General features: G+C 73.0%; 15 protein-coding genes. 14 read left to right on the plus strand and 1 reads right to left on the minus strand.

The annotated features are described in order from the left end of the window. Positions 1-53 precede the first annotated feature (53 nt). The 4 genes from AC5PYY_RS11190 to AC5PYY_RS11205 all read left to right on the plus strand — a co-directional run bounded on the left by AC5PYY_RS11190 (position 54) and on the right by AC5PYY_RS11205 (position 5,330). Positions 54-2,720: a bifunctional acetate--CoA ligase family protein/GNAT family N-acetyltransferase gene (locus AC5PYY_RS11190; RefSeq protein ID WP_493896893.1), complete on the plus strand. Its 2,667-nt coding sequence runs from the start codon at positions 54-56 to the stop codon at positions 2,718-2,720. A 12-nt stretch (positions 2,721-2,732) separates the two neighbouring features. Beyond that, the gene (locus tag AC5PYY_RS11195; protein WP_493896894.1) at positions 2,733-3,311 is read left to right on the plus strand and encodes a DUF5998 family protein; all 579 of its coding nucleotides are present in this window, start codon (positions 2,733-2,735) and stop codon (positions 3,309-3,311) included. Between the two features lie 4 nt (positions 3,312-3,315). Next, on the plus strand, positions 3,316-4,542 hold the full coding sequence (locus AC5PYY_RS11200) for an alkaline phosphatase family protein (protein WP_493896895.1): 1,227 nt from the start codon (positions 3,316-3,318) through the stop codon (positions 4,540-4,542). A 62-nt stretch (positions 4,543-4,604) separates the two neighbouring features. After that, entirely contained in the window at positions 4,605-5,330 is a 726-nt protein-coding gene (locus AC5PYY_RS11205; protein ID WP_493896896.1) for a thymidine kinase, read from the plus strand. A 186-nt stretch (positions 5,331-5,516) separates the two neighbouring features. Here the strand turns inward: AC5PYY_RS11205 and sepH are convergent, their stop codons facing one another. Further along, positions 5,517-7,175, minus strand: coding sequence for a septation protein SepH (gene sepH, locus AC5PYY_RS11210; RefSeq protein WP_493896897.1), 1,659 nt, complete (start codon positions 7,173-7,175; stop codon positions 5,517-5,519). Between the two features lie 80 nt (positions 7,176-7,255). Between sepH and AC5PYY_RS11215 the strand changes: the two genes are divergently transcribed. The 10 genes from AC5PYY_RS11215 to AC5PYY_RS11260 all read left to right on the plus strand — a co-directional run bounded on the left by AC5PYY_RS11215 (position 7,256) and on the right by AC5PYY_RS11260 (position 18,412). Further along, positions 7,256-7,933 (plus strand): trimeric intracellular cation channel family protein, encoded by a 678-nt coding sequence (locus AC5PYY_RS11215; RefSeq protein ID WP_493896898.1) that lies wholly within the window; start codon positions 7,256-7,258, stop codon positions 7,931-7,933. Beyond that, a complete protein-coding gene (locus AC5PYY_RS11220) occupies positions 7,930-9,168 on the plus strand; it encodes a ferrochelatase (RefSeq protein WP_493896899.1) in 1,239 nt (412 codons plus the stop codon). Before AC5PYY_RS11215 ends, AC5PYY_RS11220 begins: the two co-directional genes overlap by 4 nt. Next, positions 9,168-10,052, plus strand: a complete 885-nt coding sequence (locus AC5PYY_RS11225; protein ID WP_493896900.1) for an inositol monophosphatase family protein — start codon at positions 9,168-9,170, stop codon at positions 10,050-10,052. Before AC5PYY_RS11220 ends, AC5PYY_RS11225 begins: the two co-directional genes overlap by 1 nt. Positions 10,053-10,269: 217 nt before the next feature. After that, entirely contained in the window at positions 10,270-10,569 is a 300-nt protein-coding gene (locus AC5PYY_RS11230; protein ID WP_493896901.1) for a DUF4193 domain-containing protein, read from the plus strand. A 55-nt stretch (positions 10,570-10,624) separates the two neighbouring features. Continuing rightward, complete coding sequence (gene dut / locus AC5PYY_RS11235) at positions 10,625-11,128, plus strand: dUTP diphosphatase (RefSeq protein ID WP_493899363.1); 504 nt, start codon at positions 10,625-10,627, stop codon at positions 11,126-11,128. A gap of 7 nt (positions 11,129-11,135) precedes the next feature. Continuing rightward, positions 11,136-12,032 (plus strand): DUF3710 domain-containing protein, encoded by an 897-nt coding sequence (locus AC5PYY_RS11240; RefSeq protein WP_493896902.1) that lies wholly within the window; start codon positions 11,136-11,138, stop codon positions 12,030-12,032. Next, entirely contained in the window at positions 12,029-12,748 is a 720-nt protein-coding gene (locus tag AC5PYY_RS11245) for a DUF3159 domain-containing protein (protein WP_493896903.1), read from the plus strand. The genes AC5PYY_RS11240 and AC5PYY_RS11245 overlap by 4 nt, the downstream gene beginning before the upstream one ends. A 1-nt stretch (position 12,749) precedes the next feature. After that, entirely contained in the window at positions 12,750-14,147 is a 1,398-nt protein-coding gene (locus AC5PYY_RS11250; protein ID WP_493896904.1) for a class I SAM-dependent RNA methyltransferase, read from the plus strand. A 121-nt stretch (positions 14,148-14,268) separates the two neighbouring features. Then, positions 14,269-17,073, plus strand: coding sequence for an aconitate hydratase AcnA (gene acnA / locus AC5PYY_RS11255; protein ID WP_493896905.1), 2,805 nt, complete (start codon positions 14,269-14,271; stop codon positions 17,071-17,073). 121 nt (positions 17,074-17,194) lie between these two features. Further along, on the plus strand, positions 17,195-18,412 hold the full coding sequence (locus tag AC5PYY_RS11260) for a potassium/proton antiporter (protein ID WP_493896906.1): 1,218 nt from the start codon (positions 17,195-17,197) through the stop codon (positions 18,410-18,412). Positions 18,413-18,417: the final 5 nt, after the last annotated feature.

Consider the following 18,417-nt stretch of genomic DNA (forward strand, 5'->3'; position numbering starts at 1 on the left):
ACCCACAGATGCTGGCACAGGGCACCGTCAGCCCCGGGTGGGATAGTGGAGCCATGAGCGAGCCCGATCCCGTGCCACCGGGCTATCCACGCGAGTGGGAGGCCGACGTCGTGCTCTCCGACGGCAGGGTCGCGCACGTGCGCCCGATCCTCCCGTCGGACACCGAGGCGCTGCACGCGTTCCATGCGGCGCAGTCCGAGGAGTCCATCTACCTGCGCTTCTTCGCGCCGATCAAGCGGCTGTCCGACAAGGACGTCCACCGCTTCACCCACGTCGACTACAGCGACCGCGTCGCCCTGGTGATGTTCGTCCGCGACGACCTCGTGGGGATCGGGCGATACGACCGCCTGGAGCCAGGTGGCACCGAGGCCGAGGTCGCCTTCAACGTCTCCGACCACCACCAGGGCCGCGGCATCGGGTCGGTGCTCCTCGAGCACCTGGCCGACATCGGCCGCGAGGGCGGCGTCACGCGCTTCGTCGCCGACGTGCTGCCGCAGAACCGCAAGATGATCGGGGTCTTCCGCGACGCCGGCTTCGAGGTGACGCACGCCTTCGACGACGGCGTCATGGCGGTGTCCTTCGACATCGAGCCCACCGACGCCTCCCGCGCCGTCCGGCTGTCCCGCGAGCACCGCTCCGAGGTGCGCTCGGTCCGGGCGGTCCTCCACCCGGAGTCCGTCGCGGTCGTCGGCGTCAGCCGGCGCGAGGGCACGATCGGTCGGGCCTTCTTCGACGACATCCTCACCGGCGGGTTCACCGGCACCGTGCACGCGGTCAACAGCCGCGCCGAGCCGGGCACGCTCATCAGCGGCTGCCCCAGCGTCGCGTCCGTCCGCGACATCGAGGGCGGGGTGGACCTCGCCGTGATCGCGGTGCCGGCCGAGGACGTCCTGGCCATCGTGGACGAGTGCGCCGACGCCGGTGCCAAGGCGCTGGTCGTCGCGAGCGAGGGCTTCGCCGAGCGCGGTCCCGAGGGGCGGGCGCTGCAGCACGAGCTGCTCGTGCGCGCCCGGCACTACGGCATGCGGGTGCTCGGCCCCAACAGCTTCGGGCTCATCAACAACGACCCGCAGACGCGGCTCAACGCCTCGATCGCCCCGGCTCACCAGCTGCCGCCGTTCGGGACGTTCGGGCTCTTCAGCCAGTCTGGCGGGCTCGGCATCGCCCTGCTCGCCTCGGCGCGCCGACGCGGCCTCGGCATCTCCACCTTCGCCTCCGCGGGCAACCGCATCGACATCTCCGGCAACGACCTGCTGCAGTACTGGATGGACGACGACGCGACCTCCTCGGTCGGGCTCTACCTCGAGACGATGGGCAACCCGCGCAAGTTCACCCGGATCGCGCGCGAGCTTGCGATGCGCAAGCCGGTCATCGTCGTGAAGTCCGGCGTCGGTCAGTTCGCCGTGCCGCTCGGGCACCGGGTCCGCGCTACGGGGGAGCGCCCGGAGATCTTCGGCCAGATGCTGCGCCAGTCCGGCGTCATCCGGGTCGACAACGCGCACCAGCTCTTCGACGTCGCCCAGCTCGTCGCCAACCAGCCGCTGCCGCGGGGCCAGCGGGTCGCGGTCGTGAGCAACAACGACGCCCTCGGGTCGCTCGCGGCCGATGCCGCCTCGAGCCGGGGCCTGGAGGTGACCCACGGCCCGGTGACGGTCTCCGCGGAGGCGCTGCTGGAGGAGTTCCAGCAGGTCGTCGAGGGGGCGCTCGCCGACGACGCGGTGGACTCGCTCATCGCCTGCTTCATCCCGCCCGTCGCCGACATCGACCCGGAGGTGGTCGAGGCGGTCGGCGCGGCCGTGGCCGGTCACGACAAGCCATGTGTCGCCACCTTCCTGGGTATGCGTGGCGTCACGCCGGGCTCGGGGGTCCCGACCTATCCCATGCCCGAGGATGGGGTGCGGGCGCTCGCCGCCGCCACCCGGTATGCCGAGTGGTTGCGTCGCGACCACGGCGAGCGGGTGCGCCCCGACGGACTGCGCCGCACCACCGTCGCAGAGATCCTCGAGGCGGCGCTGGCCCAGTCGCCGCGAGGCACCGAGCTCACCCGCGCCGAGGTCGAGCAGGTGCTCGGCGCCTACGGCATCTCCGTCTGGCCCGTGGTCCCGGTCCACTCCGACGACGAGGCGGTACGCGCCTACCAGGAGCTGCGCGGCACGGTGGTCCTCAAGGCCACCTCGCCGGTCCTGCAGCACCAGCCCGGACAGGGGTGGATCCGCACCGGGCTGCGTCACCCCAAGGCCGTGGGTGCGGCATACCGTGACCTCGACGCCCTGCTCGCGCCGCTCGGCGCCGAAGGCATCGCGATGCAGCAGATGGCTCCCTCGGGGGTCCCCATCGAGGTCAACTCGGTGGAGGACCCGCTCTTCGGCCCGGTGGTCGGTTTCGGCGTGGCGGGGCTGCCCATCGACCTGCTGGGCGACGAGGCGCACCGGTTCCCGCCGCTGACCGACGTCGACATCACCGAGATGATCGGCTCGATCAAGGCCGCTCCGATGCTCGACGGCTACCGCGGCGCGATGCCGGTCGACCACGGTGCCCTGCACGACCTGATCGCCCGGGTGTCCGTGCTGGCCGACGACCATCCCGAGCTCGCGCACCTGCGGCTGAATCCCGTCATGGCGCACCAGGACGGCGTCGACGTGCTCGGGGCGACGATCCGGGTGGCGCCGGCCCCGACGCGGGCGGACGCCGAGCGGCGGGCACTGCTGTCGGAGGTCTGAGACGATGACCCCATGCCCCGCCGTGTGACGTCTCCGCTGCCCGACTCGCTGCTTCAGGACATCGAGGCGGCGGGCTACCTGCCGGCCGTGGTCCACGACGTCGTCGCCACGGCGGTCGGGCGCGACCAGGTGGTGACCCACCTGGTGCACGCGGAGACGACCTTCGACGAGCTGGCCGTCCGCAACCACCTGACCGTCCTCGTCGTCACCGACCGGCGGCTCGTCATCGCGCACGCCGACGACCACGAGGGTCCGGAGCGGCAGCGGATGGCCACCGCCACGAGTGAGACCGTGCCGCTGCGGGCGGTGCGCGGGGTCATGTTGACGCACGTCGTGCCGGACCCGGAGACGTATGACGGTGGGCTGGCGGGGCGGGCCATCACCCTCACGCTCGGGTGGGGTGCGGTGTCGCGCGTCGACCTGCTCCCGGCCGTGTGCGAGGACCCGCAGTGCGAGGGAGACCACGGCTACGAGGGCACCGTCTCCAGCGACGACATCTCGCTGCGGGTGGCGGCCGACACCGACGGAGTCGAGCGGCTGGAGCAGGCGCTGGCCTTCGCCAGCGAGCTGTCGGCGCGCCTGGGGCACTGAGCTCGTGCCGTCCTCGGACACGGGACTGAGCAGCGACCCCGCGCGACCGGGCGGCGTGCCGGGCGACGCCGTCGTGGCCGCGGCCGCGGCGGCATACCAGCCACCCGAGCCGGGCACCGGACTGGCCTCGGTGCTTCCGGCTGCGCTCGCCGCACTCGGGGTGGCCGACCTGCCGGAGGGCGTCGCGCCGGCAGACTGGTCGCTCCCCGAGACGCGCGCGGTGGTCGTGGTCCTCGCTGACGGGCTCGGCGCCCGGCAGCTGGAGCGGCGCAGCGGTCACGCCCGCACGTTGCGCGGGTGGGCGACACCGGACGGGGCGGGCAGCTGTGCCTGCGGCTTCCCCTCGACGACCGCGTCCTCGCTCACGAGTCTGGGCACCGGCCGCGCCGTCGGGGAGCACGGGATCGTGGGGTGGCAGACCAACTTCCGCGGCAGACTCTTCAACCACCTCGCCTGGCAGGACGGCCCGGACCCCGGGTCGCACCAGCCCCTGCCCACGCTGCTGCAGCATGCCGCGCGCCGCGATGTCGCCACGAGCACGGTGTCCTGGCCGCGGTATGCCGGGTCCGGGCTGACCCGCGCCTCGCTGCGGGGCGGCGGCTTCCTCGACGCGACCAGTCATGTCGAGCGGACCCTCGGCGTGCTGCAGGGCGTCGCGCAGGCGGGGCGTCGGGGCCGCGCGCTCGTGTATGCCTACTGGGACGAGATCGACAAGGCCGGCCACGTCCACGGTCCGGACTCGCTGGAGTGGGGCGAGGCGGTCGAGGCGCTCGACGGCTGGGTGGCCGCGCTCGTCGACCGGCTGCCGGAGGACACCGTCGTCGTCGTCACCGCCGACCACGGGATGATCGAGGCACCGCACGCGCTGCGTCGTGACCTGGCGCACGAGCCGGTGCTGGAGGAGGGGATCGACCTGCTCGCGGGCGAGCCGCGGGCCCCGCAGGCCTGGTGCCGCCCCGGCGCCGCCGACGACGTCGTCGCGACGTGGCGCGAGGAGTTGGGGGAGAGCGCGATCGTGCTGGCCCGGGACGAGGCGATCGAGGCGGGGTGGTTCGGACCGGTCCCGACGGCATACCGCGAGCGGATCGGCGAGGTCGTCGTCGCGATGCTCGGCCAGGCGACCCTGCTCGACTCACGCCAGCTGCGATCCCAGGTGCTGGCCCTGCGCGGCCACCACGGCTCGATCAGCGACGCCGAGACGGCGATCCCGCTCCTCATCGCGACCATGTAGCCGCTCGTCGGCCCTCCGCCCACCCGCCCCACGCCCAGTCGGGTGGTCCGTAGACTGCTGCGGTGGCTGAGCTCGTGTTCTTCACCGGGACGATGGACTGCGGGAAGTCGACCCTGGCTCTCCAGATGGACCACACGCACGCCCAGCGTGGGCGCGCGGGGTTGCTCTTCACGCAGCACGACCGCTCGGGCGAGGCGGTCCTCTCCTCCCGGTTGGGGCTGACCAAGGGTGCGCTCGAGGTCGGCGACGACCTGGACTTCTGGGACCTCGTCGCCGACCAGCGCACCAACGGCCGTCGCATCGACTACCTCATCTGCGACGAGGCGCAGTTCTACCGTCCCGAGCAGATCGAGCAGCTCGCCCGACTCGTCGACGAGATGGGGATCGACGTGTATGCCTTCGGCATCACCGCGGATTTCCGCACCGCCCTCTTCCCGGGCTCCCAGCGCCTCATCGAGCTCGCCGATCGGACGCAGCAGCTGCAGGTGCAGGCGCTGTGCTGGTGCGGCAAGCCGGCCACCGTCAACGCGCGCGTCGTCGACGGTGCGATGGTCGTGGAGGGAGAGCAGGTCGTCGTCGGTGACGTCGGAGGGCCCGAGGAGGGCGAGGATGCCGAGGTCGGTGAGCCGGGCCCGGCGAGGCACGCACCGGTCGTGGAGTATGAGGTGCTCTGCCGGCGTCACTACATGCGCCGCATGAGTTCGGCCGCGGCCCGTGCGGCGTCGCTCTCGCCGGACACCCTGCCCTTCGACCTCGACCTCTGCCCGCTCCCCACGCCAGAGATCTGACGGGCCAGCGCGGCATACTCCCTCGGTCGCAGCACACCGCGCGGCCAGTCACGGCATACTGCGCGGCCAGTCACGGCATAGTGCGCGGCCGGTCACGGCATATCGCGCGGCCGGTCACGGCATATGGCGCGGCCAGTCACGGCATATCGCGCGGCCAGTCAAGGCATATCGCGCGGCCAGTCGGTCTCACTGGCGGTCGCGGGAGCCGAACATGATGTCGTCCCAGCTGGGGACGCTGGTGCGCCCCTTACGGCCGGACCGCTGCTGTTCGCCGGACTCGTCGCCCGTCGGCTGCTGGCCTTGGCCTGCCTCGTCGGCGGGCGCGTCCTCGGGCGAGCCTGCCTCGTCGGCGGGCGCGTCCTCGGGCTCGGCTGCCGCGTCGTCGCCGTCGACGGGGGCGCCCTCGTCCTCGCCTGACGCGTCCCCGGGTGCCGGCGCGGGAGCTGCTTCGGCCTCGTCCCCGGCCGCGATCGCGGGGTCGTCCGCGTCCTCGGACGGCCCGTCTCCCTCCTCGACGTCGTGGGACTGCGGATCTGCGTCGGCCGAGGCCAGCTGCCCTTCTGACGCCGCCTCTGCCACTGGAGACTCGCTGCCGACCATGTCTGGCTCGTCCTCGGGCTCGACGTAGTCGACGTAGCCGGGCTCGTGGTAGCCCTCGTCCTCGTCCTCACCGGTCCCGAAGAACTCGTCGAAGGTGACCTCCTGCGGGTCGTGCCGGGTGCGCGCGAAGGTGCCCTCCGGCTCGTGCGCGTCCTCCGCAGTGTCCGTCGCCGCGGCCACGGGGAGCCGGAGGCCACGCCGCTTGCGGGCCCGGCCCTTGCCCCGCCCGACGGCACGCTGCGCCTCCTCGGGCGAGGGCGGCTCCGGCCGCGGCTGGGCCTCGGCGCCGTCGGACTCCGTCGCCTCGGGCGCGCGGTCGTCGTCGGCGCCCCCGTCGGTCGTGGGCTGCCCGGCCCCGGCCGACTCCTCGGCATCCTCCGGCGACCCGACCGGCGCCACGGACTCGGTGGCGGAGCCTCGCGGGTGCGCCGCGGGCGGATCGCCCATCGTGTCCGGGTCGTAGGGCAGGTCCTCCAGCGGCAGGACCTCCTCGGGCATCGCCTGCTGGCCGGGCACGTGGCCCGGGTCGTCCTCGGTCTTGCGCGTCACCTGAGAGCGCCGACCGCGACGCTGCCGCCGCTCCCGCATCGTCGCCATGAGATCGGCGGCCGCCTCGTCCTCCCCGTGGGAGGCGCCGAGCAGCGGGTGCCCCTCCAGGCCTCCGGGAAGGGCCTGCTCGTCCTCGCTGAGCCACCGGGCCTCGTCGTCCAGCGCCTCCAGCAGGCGCGAGCGCACGTCGTAGTGCCACGCTCCCCGCCGCTCACGGCCACCGGCGCCGAAGGCGACGATGACGGTCCACGGCCCGTGCGCCTCGCCCCGCGCGGCGTCCCAGGACACGGCGGTGAGGTCGACGCCCCGGCTCTGCAGCCGCTCCCGCACGCGGCGGTCGAGCGTGTGTGATCCGTCGGTGCGACCGCTGGCGCGCACCGGCGAGCGCTGCGCCAGCCCCACCACGTGCTCGCGCTCGGCCAGCACGGGCCCCTCGAAGCGACGCACCCGTTCGAGGTCCCAGCCGGTGGAGGCGGCGACGTCCTCGGCGGGCTGCCCGGCCCGGATCATCGCCTGCACGTCGCGCGGGCTCACCGTCGCGGCGGGGCCACCGACGCCTCCCTTCGCCGCGCCTGGCCGCGGGCGCAGCGCGGCGCGCAGACGGTCGTCGACGCGCACGGCATACTGCGTGCCGTCGTCGCCGGTGAGGACCAGGCGACCACCCTCGTCGAGCTCGACGAACTGGAGCTGCTGCATGGTTCACCACTGTGCCACCCGCGCCTCGCCCTGGGCGGGAGGGCACGCCGCCACGAGCCGCCGGATACGCTGGACCCGCCATGATCGCCGCCTCCGCTGATGTCCGTCTCGCGCTGGACATCGTGGGCATCTTCGTCTTCGCCCTTTCCGGCGGCCTGGTCGCCGTCCGCGCCCGCCTTGACCTCTTCGGCGTCGCGGTCCTCGCCTGGGTGAGCGGCCTGGGCGGCGGCATCATCCGCGACGTCTTCCTCGGCGACGTCCCGCCCGACGGCATCAGCAACCCCTGGTACGTCGTGACCGTCCTCGCGGCGGGTCTGGTCGTCTTCGCCTTCTACGGGCTCTTCGTCGACCTCTCCCGGCACCGGCCCAAGCTGCGGCTGCACCGCATCAGCCAGGCGGTGAAATACCTCGACGCGGTCGGCCTGGCCACCTTCGCCGTCGCGGGAGCGCTCAAGGCGGTGCTGCTCGGCGCCCCGCCGCTGGCCGCGATCTTCGTCGGCGGCATCACCGCCGTCGGCGGCGGCGTCATCCGCGACGTCCTCGTCGGGCAGGTGCCCGAGGTGCTCCGCCGCGAGCTGTATGCCGTGCCCGCGCTCCTCGGGGCGGCGATCGTCGTGGTCGCGGCCGAGCTCGGCGTCCTGTCCTACCTCGCCATCTGGCTCACCACGCTGCTCGTCCTGGGCATCCGCGTGGCCGCCATCGTCTTCGACCTGCACGCACCTGTGCCCACATCACCGTCCAGAGGAGAAGCCTCATGAGCAACCCCATCGCCGATCCGACCGAGCCCGACCCGACCGTGAGCCAGCCTGGCCCCGACGCCGCCGGAGGCGCCATCGGCGACGCCGAGGAGGAGGTGGTGGCCGAGCTCGAGGAGGTGCTCTCGGAGTCGAGCGACCACGACCTCTACCCCTACCAGGCCATCGTCCTCACGAGCTTCGGGGGACCGGAGGGCCCGGAGGAGGTGATGCCCTTCCTGCGGCGCGTCACCGCAGGCCGTGGCATCCCCGACGAGCGGCTCGAGGAGGTCGCCGAGCACTACCTGCACTTCGGCGGGAAGAGCCCGATCAACGACCAGAACCGCGCGCTCATCGAGGCGCTGCGCGCCGAGCTCGACCGGCGGGAGATCCCGCTCCCGGTGTTCTTCGGCAACCGCAACTCCGAGCCCTTCCTCGCCGACGCCTTCCGCGAGGCCTATCAGGAGGGGATGACCCGGCTGCTGTCGATCACGACCAGCGCCTACTCCTGCTACTCCTCGTGCCGGCAGTACCGCGAGGACATCGCCGCGGCGCAGCAGGAGCTGGCCGACGAAGGCCGGCAGGTGCACGTCGACAAGGTGCGGCAGTACTGGAACCACCCTGGCTTCTCCGGCGCCAACGCCCGCATCGTGGGCGAGGCGGCCCGCCAGATGCACGAGCGCACCGGCGTGGTGCCGCACCTCGTCTTCGTCACCCACTCCCTCCCGATCTCGATGGACGACACCTCCGGGCCCGGCGACGACGAGGGCAACCTCTACTCCGCCCAGCACCGAGAGCTGGCGGCCGCGATCACGCGCGAGCTGGCCGCCACGCTCGGCGAGGAGGTGGGGCACGACCTCACCTACTGCTCCCGCTCCGGGCCCCCGAGCCAGCCCTGGCTCGAGCCCGACGTCAACGACCACCTGCGGCAGCTCGCCGAGCGGGGCGTCCAGCACGTCGTCCTGGCTCCCATCGGCTTCGTCTCCGACCACATGGAGGTCGTCTTCGACCTCGACACCGAGGCGCGGGAGACCGCCGACGAGCTCGGCCTCGACCTGCTCCGCGTGCCCACCGTCGGCACCGACACCGAGTTCGTCATGGGTCTGGTCGACCTCGCGGTCGAGCGGGGCGCGCAGGCGCGCGGCGAGGAGGTCGCCACGCCGACCTGGCCGGGCGAGGAGCCGCGACCTGCCGTCTGCCGGCCCGGGTGCTGCCCCAACCTGAGGGTCGCCAGGCCCGCCGCCTGCGGGAGCGACTGATGTCGGCGCCGGGGGGAGCGCCCGACCCGCGGCGGGTGCCCGAGCCGGAGCGGGTGGAGCTGCGCGAGCTCGCCGTGCAGCTCGTCGCCGAGGCCGGCGCGATGATCCGCGACGAACGCCCCGACCGCCTCGGCGTCGACCACACCAAGAGCAGCGAGCTGGACGTCGTCACCGTCATGGACACCCGGTGCGAGACCTTCCTGCGCGAGCGCCTCGCCGCCGCGCGCCCGCACGACGGCGTCCTCGGTGAGGAGGAGGGCCTGGTCGCGGGCAGCTCCGGCCTGTCCTGGGTGGTGGACCCGATCGACGGCACCGTCAACTACCTCTACGACCTCCCGGCGTATGCCGTGTCCGTCGCCGTGGTCGTGGGCGACCCCACCACGCCGGGGGCCTGGGCACCGGTCGCCGGTGCCGTGGTCAACCCGCGCACCGACGAGGTCTTCCACGCCCAGGCCAGTGGGGGAGCCGTGGTCGAGTCGCGCGGCGGCACGCTGCCGCTGCACGTCAACGACCCCGAGGACCTGGCCGCCGCCCTGCTCGCGACCGGGTTCGCCTACGACCGCGAGCTGCGGCGGGGGCAGTCGGCGATCGTCGCCGACCTGCTCCCGCGGGTCCGCGACGTCCGCCGCCTGGGTGCCGCCGCCCTCGACCTGTGTCATGTCGCGGCGGGCCGGGTCGACGGCTACTGGGAGCGCGGCACCCATGCCTGGGACCACGCCGCCGGGCTCCTGGTCCTCACCGAGGCCGGTGGCACGGCGTCCGGGATCGGCGCCGACGACCCGCCGTCGGTGGACCTGGTCGTGGCGGGCGGCCCGAGGTTCCAGCCCCTGCTCAGGGCGGAGATCGAGCGACTCTCGCAGGGTCTGGCTCCCGGCTCCACCTGAGCTTTCCCTGACCTCTCGTGAACCCCTCACCTGAGCTCTCCCTGACCTCTCGCTGACCTCCTGACGCGGCGCCCCGGCATACCGCCTCGCGTTCAGGGGGGTGGATAGGGCAGAATCCGCGCGACGCCGCCGACCACCCGGCACCGCCGGGCACAAAATCGGGGGCTGCGGCGTTCACGACGGCGAGACCACACGGCAGAGGCGAAAGGCGATCCAGATGGCGACGGATTACGACGCACCACGCAAGAACGATGACGAGCTCAACGAGGACTCCATCGAGGAGCTGAAGGCACGGCGCAACGACAAGTCCTCGGGCAGTGTCGACGTCGACGAGACCGAGCAGGCCGAGGGCTTCGAGCTCCCGGGGGCGGACCTGTCGGACCAGGAGCTGTCGGTGCACGTGCTGCCCCGGCAGCAGGACGAGTTCACCTGCTCGCGCTGCTTCCTGGTGCACCACCGCAGCCAGCTGGCCAAGGAGGTCAGCGGGCTCCCCGTCTGCACCGAGTGCGCGGCCTGAGGCCGCTGGGGACGCCGCCCGCGCCCAGCGCGGGCGGCTACCCTCGGTGACGATGATGACGGACACCTACCCCCCGCTCGTCCCGGTCGCGCTGCAGCGCCTGGACGACGGTCTGCCGATCCCCGCGCAGGCGCGCCCCGGCGACGCCGGGGTGGATCTGCATACCCGCGAGGACGTCGAGCTGGCACCGGGGGAGCGCGCGCTCGTCGGCACCGGGGTCGCGATCGCGCTGCCGCAGGGGTATGCCGCGTTCGTCCACCCCCGCTCGGGGCTCGCCGCCCGCCACGGCCTCACCGTGGTCAACGCGCCGGGCACCGTCGATGCCGGCTACCGCGGTGAGATCCTCGTCAACCTGCTCAACACCGACGCCCAGGAACCGGTGCGGCTCACCCGCGGCGACCGGATCGCCCAGCTGGTGGTCCAGCCCGTGGTGCGCCCTGACTTCACCGTGGTCACCACCCTGCCGGCCTCCGAGCGCGGCGCGGGCGGTCACGGGCACACCGGCACCACCTCCACCCCCCACCCGGCGACCGCCGGCACGACCCTCTCGAAGGACTGACCTGCTCGTGGCACTCTTCGGCCGACGCAAGACCAAGGACCTCACCGACGACGAGCTGCTCGCCCTCGACGAGGAGGAGGTCGAGGAGTCGGCCCGCCCCGACCCCGCCGAGGGCGAGCCGGGCGTCGACCGCGACTGGGTCCGCGCCGAGGACGGTCCCTACGACATCACCGAGTGGCACGACCTGGACGGTCGCATCGACCTCGGCGCACTGCGGCTGCCGGCCGCCAAGGGGATGCAGCTGCGGCTGGACATCGAGCAGGGCAGCGGCCGCGTCATCGGCACCACCCTGGGCTTCGGGGCGTCGCAGGCGCAGATCCAGGTCTTCGCCGCGCCGCGCACCGACGGCCTGTGGGACGAGCTGCGCGCCGAGATCGCCCGCGGCCTGGTCGACTCCGGTGGCGCCGCCGAGACGGTGACCGGGCTCATGGGCAAGGAGCTGCGCGCCCGGATGCCTGGTCGCGCCCCCGACGGGCGGGTCGCCTACCAGCCGGCGCGCTTCCTCGGTGTCGACGGCCCGCGGTGGTTCCTGCGCGTGGTCATCGGCGGCCCGGCCGCCACGGACGACAACCAGGCGCGCGGGATCTTCTCCTACGTCCGCCGGATCGTCGTGCGCCGCGGTGACGAGCCGCGTCCGCCGCGTGAGGTCCTGACCCTCACCCCGCCGAAGGGCTTCGCCGAGGCGGTCGCCAAGGAGGCCGAGGCCAAGCGGGCGCAGCAGGCCGCAGCCAAGCAGGCCGCCGCGCAGGAGGCGGTCCGCAAGGCCCCGTCTGCCGCGGGCAGCAGCGACGCCAGCTCGGTGGCGGGTATCACGCCGCAGGCACCCGGTGTCGGTCGGCACCGCCCGCCCCAGCCGGCCCCCACCGACGCGCCCAAGGCACCCAGCAACCCCGACTTCACGTGACCGGGACACCCGGCACCGAGGAGCCCGCGACGGTCGAGGAGACCGTCGAGCAGGTCATCCGGCGGCGCATCAGCGACGCGCTCGGCGGGTGGTACGGCTCCCTCGAGACCGCGCTCCCGACCGTGGCCTTCGTCGTCACCTGGCTGGTCACCGGCGCCGTCCGCCCCGCCGTCATCGGGGCGGCCGCGCTGCTGGTCGTGCTCGCGCTCGTGCGCGGCCTGGTGGTCGGCGGGTCCTGGCGCTTCCTCGGGTCGGCCGTCTTCGCCACCGCGATCGCGGCCTTCTTCGCGCTGCGCTCGGGCCAGGCGGAGGACGCCTTCCTGCCCGGCATCCTCGTCAGCGGGGCGTATGCCGTGCTGGCGCTCGTCTCGATCCTGGCGCGGTGGCCGCTGCTGGGCTTCGTGGTGGCGGTCGGGGACCCGGACTTCGCGGAGCGGCCGACGGCCTGGCGGCGCGACCCCGGCCTGGTGCGGGTGTGCTCGCGCCTCACCTGGGTGCTGGTCGCGCTCTTCGTCATCCGGGTGGCGATCATGCTGCCGCTGTATCTCGCGGGTCAGGTCGCCTGGCTCGGGGTGGCGAAGATCGCCCTGAGCTGGCCCGCCTATCTGCTCGCCGTCGTGGTCATGGGCTGGCTGCTCGCCGTGGGCCGCACCCCGGCGCAGCCGACGGACGCCGAGAGCGGCACCGCCGCGATCGACCCCTCCACGGACCGGTGACGTGAGCGTCGACGTCGGCGACGAGCTGGAGCTGACCGTCGGTGACGTCGCGCACGGGGGGCACTGCGTGGCCCGCGTCGGGGACAGTCCCGAGGGGCTCGTGGTCTTCGTGCGGCACGCGCTGCCGGGGGAGCGCGTCACCGCGCGCGTCACCGAGGTCGGTGGTGGCAGCCGCTTCCTGCGGGCCGACGCGGTGCAGATCCACGACGCGGCACCGGGTCGGGTCGGCCCGCCGTGTCCCTTCTCCGGGCCGGGCCGGTGCGGTGGCTGCGACTGGCAGCACGCCGACCTAGAGACCCAGCGTGAGCTCAAGGCACAGGTGGTCGCCGAGCAGCTCGAGCGGCTCGGTGGGTTGACCCGCGCCGAGATCGGGGCCCTCGGCGCCGACGGCACCCTCACGTGCGAGCCGCTGCCCGGAGACGAGGACGGGCTGCGCTGGCGCACCCGCGTCGAGGTGGCGGTGCGGCATACCCCGGGCGGGCCGGTCCGGTCGGGGCTGCGGGCACACCGCTCGCACGACGTGGTCCCAGTCGACGACTGCCGGATCGCCGCGGCGGGCATCCTCACCACGGGCGTCTTCTCCGCCCCGGATCGGCTCGTGCCGGCGACGACCTCGCGATCGCGGACCAGCGATGTCGTGACCGCGCTCGACGCCGTCGCCCCGGCGGTCGGAGAGCCGGTCGTCGTGCCGCTGGCCCCGCCACCCGCCCCGCGCTCCCGCGGCCGTGGTCGACCTCGGGGCGCCTCCCGGCGGGGCGCCCGCCGCCCGCCGGCGCCGGTCGGGCCGGTCCCCGAGGTCACCGAGCGGGTCGGCGGGCACGACTTCACGCTGTCCGCCAGGGGCTTCTGGCAGGTGCACCCCGGAGCGGCCGCGACCTTCACCCAGCAGGTCCTCGCCTGGCTCGAGCCGCAGCCGGGGGAGCGGGCGCTCGACCTGTATGCCGGCGTAGGCCTCTTCGCGGTGCCCCTCGCCGAGGGCGTCGGCGAGGGAGGCAGCGTGCTCGCCGTGGAGGCGGACGTCGAGGCGACGCGGTCCGCGCAGCGGCACCTGGCGGCATACCCCTGGGCGCGCGCGAGCGCCGAACCCACCGAGCGCGCGCTGGGCCGGCTGGTCGACGCGGGGGAGCGGACCGATCTGGTCGTGCTCGACCCGCCGCGCACCGGGGCGGGTGCCGAGGTCGTCCGCGCGATCGCGGCCCTGCGGCCCCGAGCCGTGGTCTACGTCGCTTGCGACCCCGCCGCCCTGGCCCGCGACCTGACGACGGCGCGGGAGGCGGGGCTGGCGCTGGAGGCGCTGCGGGTGCTCGACGCCTTCCCGATGACGCACCACGTGGAGTGCCTGGCGCTGCTGCGGCCCGATCCCGCGGCACCGGGCGCACCTCAGGGCGACCTCACCTGACGGCAGAGCCGCCGGTGCGGCAGGATGGGCGCCACGGAGGCGTGGCGCGTTGCGGCGGGCAGCCTCGGTGAGTTATCTTGATGTCAAGATAAAGAGCCAGTGAGCGAAGGAGCGACCCACGTTGAGCACCCATCCGAACAGCTTCGATGCCCAGGGCACGCTGGAGGTGGGCGACGCCAGCTACGAGATCTACCGGATCGGTGGTCTGGAGGGCGCCGATTCCCTGCCCTACTCGCTCAAGGTGCTGCTGGAGAACCTGCTGCGCACCGAGGACGGCGCCAACATCACCGCCGACCACATCACCGCCCTGGCGGGCTGGGACGCGAACGCCCAGCCGGACACCGAGATCCAGTTCACCCCGGCGCGCGTCATCATGCAGGACTTCACCGGCGTGCCCTGCATCGTCGACCTCGCCACGATGCGCGAGGCGATGGGTGACCTCGGCGGCGACCCGACCCGGATCAACCCGCTCGCCCCCGCCGAGCTGGTCATCGACCACTCCGTCATCATCGACGTCTTCGGACGCCCGGACGCCTTCGAGCGCAACGTCGAGATCGAGTACGAGCGCAACGAGGAGCGCTACCAGTTCCTGCGCTGGGGCCAGACCGCCTTCGAGGACTTCAAGGTCGTGCCGCCCGGCACCGGCATCGTCCACCAGGTCAACATCGAGCACCTCGCCCGCACCGTCATGACCCGCGACGGCGTGGCCTACCCCGACACCTGCGTCGGCACCGACAGCCACACGACCATGGTCAACGGCCTGGGCGTGCTCGGCTGGGGCGTGGGCGGCATCGAGGCCGAGGCCGCGATGCTCGGCCAGCCCGTCTCGATGCTCATCCCGCGCGTGGTCGGTTTCAAGCTCACCGGGTCGGTGCCGTCAGGCGCCACCGCCACCGACGTGGTGCTGACCATCACCGAGATGCTGCGCGAGCACGGCGTCGTCGGCAAGTTCGTCGAGTTCTACGGCGAGGGCGTCACCCAGGTGCCGCTGGCCAACCGCGCCACGATCGGCAACATGAGCCCGGAGTTCGGGTCGACCTGCGCGATCTTCCCGATCGACGACGTCACCCTCGACTACCTGCGCCTCACCGGCCGGTCCGACGAGCAGGTCGCGCTCGTCGAGGCCTACGCCAAGGAGCAGGGCATGTGGGCCGACCCCGGCAAGGAGGCGCGCTACAGCGAGTACCTCGAGCTGGACCTGTCGACCGTCGTGCCGTCCATCGCCGGGCCGAAGCGCCCGCAGGACCGGATCGAGCTGTCCCGTGCCAAGGAGCAGTTCTGCTCCGACCTCGCCAACTACGCCGAGGACACGCCGCTGTCGGCCGTCGACCACGAGCTCGACGACACCTTCCCCGCCTCGGACGCGCCCTCGCACGACGCCAGCGACGCCGCCCAGCAGGCGGCGCGGCCGATGCGCAGCGGCCGGTCCAAGGACGGCTCCACCCGCCGCGCGTCCAAGCCGGTCGAGGTGACGATGGACGGCGAGACCTTCGAGATCGACCACGGCATCGTCGCGATCGCCTCGATCACCTCGTGCACCAACACCTCCAACCCGTCGGTGATGATGGCGGCGGCGATGCTGGCCAAGAACGCCGTGGAGCGCGGGCTCACCGTGGCCCCCTGGGTGAAGACCTCGATGGCCCCCGGGTCCAAGGTGGTCACCGGCTACTTCCACAAGGCGGGCATGTGGCCGTACCTGGAGCAGCTGGGTTTCCACCTGGTGGGCTACGGCTGCACCACGTGCATCGGCAACTCCGGCCCGTTGGTCGAGGAGGTCAGCCAGGCGATCAACGACAACGACCTCGCGGTGACCTCGGTCCTGTCCGGCAACCGCAACTTCGAGGGCCGGATCAACCCGGACGTGAAGATGAACTACCTCGCGTCCCCGCCGCTGGTCATCGCCTACGCCCTCGCCGGCACGATGGACTTCGACTTCGAGGCCGAGCCGCTGGGGCAGGACGCCGAGGGCAACGACGTCTTCCTCACCGACATCTGGCCGGCCCCCGAGGACGTCGAGGCCACCATCGCCACCTCGATCAGCCGCGACATGTTCACCGAGGACTACAGCGACGTCTTCGCCGGCGACGAGCGCTGGCAGAGTCTCGACACCCCCGACGGTGACACCTTCGAGTGGGCCGGTGAGTCGACCTACGTCCGCAAGCCGCCGTACTTCGAGGGCATGGGCGCCGAGCCCGAGGCCGTGGAGGACATCTCCGGGGCGCGCGTCCTGGCGCTGCTGGGTGACTCGGTCACGACCGACCACATCAGCCCCGCCGGGTCGATCAAGGCGGACAGCCCGGCCGGGACCTACCTCTCCGAGCACGGCATCGAGCGCAAGGACTTCAACTCCTACGGCTCGCGCCGCGGCAACCACGAGGTCATGATCCGCGGGACCTTCGCCAACATCCGGCTCAAGAACCAGCTGCTGGACGGCGTCGAGGGCGGCTTCACCCGCGACTTCAGCAACGGCGGCGGCCAGACCACGATCTACGACGCCGCGCAGCGGTATGCCGAGGCCGGCACCCCGCTCGTGGTCCTCGCCGGCAAGGAGTACGGCTCGGGATCCTCGCGCGACTGGGCGGCCAAGGGCACGCGGCTGCTCGGGGTCAAGGCGGTCATCGCCGAGTCCTACGAGCGGATCCACCGGTCCAACCTCATCGGGATGGGCGTCCTCCCGCTGCAGTTCCCGGAGGGTGAGAGCGCCGAGAGCCTCGGGCTGGACGGCACCGAGACGTTCGACATCGCGGGTGTCACCGGCCTCAACGACGGGTCCACGCCGGACACCGTGAAGGTTACCGCCACGCGGGAAGGCGGCGAGACGGTGGAGTTCGACGCCGTGGTCCGGATCGACACCCCCGGCGAGGCGGACTACTACCGCAACGACGGCATCCTGCAGTACGTCCTGCGCTCGCTGGCCACCGCCTGACGCGAGGCGCGAGAGCGCGCTGCACCAGGGCGCCCCGCCGGTCACCACGACCGGCGGGGCGTCGTCGCACGGAGCCGGGACGGCATACCTGACGGGGCCGCAGAGCAGGGAAGAGGACCCCATGGACCTGGTGGTGCTGGCGGCGGGCGCCGTGCTCATCCTGGCGGTCCTCGCCGCGCGGGTCTCGGAGCGGGTGCGGGTGCCGGTGCTTCTGCTCTTCCTCGCCCTGGGGATGGTGGCGGGGTCGGAGGGCCCCGGGGGTATCGCCTTCGACTCCGCGGATCTCGCGCAACGGATCGGGACGCTGTGCCTCGTGGTCATCCTCTTCGCCGGCGGTCTCGACACCGCCTGGTCCTCGGTGCGCTCGGTGGTGGGGCCGGGGCTGCTGCTGGCGACGGTCGGGGTGCTGATCAGCACCCTCATCCTCGGGACCGCTGCGTGGTGGCTCCTCGGGTCGTACACCGATGTCGATCTCGGCGGCGACGGCATCACCTGGACGGAGGGGCTTCTCGTCGGAGCGATCGTGGCCTCCACCGACGCCGCGGCGATCTTCGGGCTGTTCCGCTCCGGCGGCACGCAGCCGCGCCGGAGGCTGCGGTCGCTGCTGGAGCTGGAGTCGGGCACCAACGATCCGATGGCCGTCATCCTCACGGTCACCCTGCTCAGCATCGTCACGCGTGGCGAGACCAGCCTGCTGGCCTCGCTGGGTGGCATCGTCCTCGGGATCACCGTCGGCGTCGTGCTCGGCCTGCTGCTGGGGCTGCTGTCGGCGGTGGGGGTGGATGCGCTACGGCTGTCGATCGCCGGTCTCTATCCCGTGCTCTGCCTCGGGGTGGCGCTCACGACCTACGGTGCGGCGCAGGCGGTGGGCGGCAATGGCTTCCTCGCGGTCTACCTGTGCGGACTCGTCCTGGGCAACCGGGTGCGCTCCCACCGGCGGCTGATCATCCAGGTGAGCGACGCCCTGGCCTGGCTGGCCCAGATCACGATGTTCGTGACCATGGGGCTACTGGTCTTCCCCTCCGAGCTGGTGGAGGTCGCCCCGGTCGGCATCCTGCTCGCGCTCATCCTCATGCTGCTGGCCCGCCCGGCCAGCGTGGTCCTGTGCCTGCGGCCGCTCGGGTTCGCGTGGCGCGAGACCGCGTATGTGTCGTGGGCCGGCCTGCGAGGAGCCGTCCCCATCGTGCTCGCGACCTTCCCGGCGACGCTCGGTCTGGCCGAGGCGCGCGACATCTTCGAGGTGGTGTTCTTCATGGTCGTGGTGTCCGTGCTGGTCCAGGGCACGACCCTGGTGCCGGTCGGCCGCCGGCTGGCGCTGGAGGAGGCACCGGGCGGCTAGCGCCG

Source organism: Serinicoccus sp. JS2-9, from assembly GCF_059025165.1.

What these genes read in the sequence shown, in the direction of transcription:
- AC5PYY_RS11190 (WP_493896893.1), top strand. Translation starts at nt 54, where the DNA reads ATGAGCGAGCCCGATCCCGTGCCACCGGGCTATCCACGCGAGTGGGAG.
- AC5PYY_RS11195 (WP_493896894.1), top strand. Translation starts at nt 2,733, where the DNA reads ATGCCCCGCCGTGTGACGTCTCCGCTGCCCGACTCGCTGCTTCAGGAC.
- AC5PYY_RS11260 (WP_493896906.1), top strand. Translation starts at nt 17,195, where the DNA reads ATGGACCTGGTGGTGCTGGCGGCGGGCGCCGTGCTCATCCTGGCGGTC.
- AC5PYY_RS11230 (WP_493896901.1), top strand. Translation starts at nt 10,270, where the DNA reads ATGGCGACGGATTACGACGCACCACGCAAGAACGATGACGAGCTCAAC.
- sepH (WP_493896897.1), bottom strand. Translation starts at nt 7,175, where the DNA reads ATGCAGCAGCTCCAGTTCGTCGAGCTCGACGAGGGTGGTCGCCTGGTC.
- AC5PYY_RS11220 (WP_493896899.1), top strand. Translation starts at nt 7,930, where the DNA reads ATGAGCAACCCCATCGCCGATCCGACCGAGCCCGACCCGACCGTGAGC.
- AC5PYY_RS11215 (WP_493896898.1), top strand. Translation starts at nt 7,256, where the DNA reads ATGATCGCCGCCTCCGCTGATGTCCGTCTCGCGCTGGACATCGTGGGC.
- AC5PYY_RS11225 (WP_493896900.1), top strand. Translation starts at nt 9,168, where the DNA reads ATGTCGGCGCCGGGGGGAGCGCCCGACCCGCGGCGGGTGCCCGAGCCG.
- dut (WP_493899363.1), top strand. Translation starts at nt 10,625, where the DNA reads ATGACGGACACCTACCCCCCGCTCGTCCCGGTCGCGCTGCAGCGCCTG.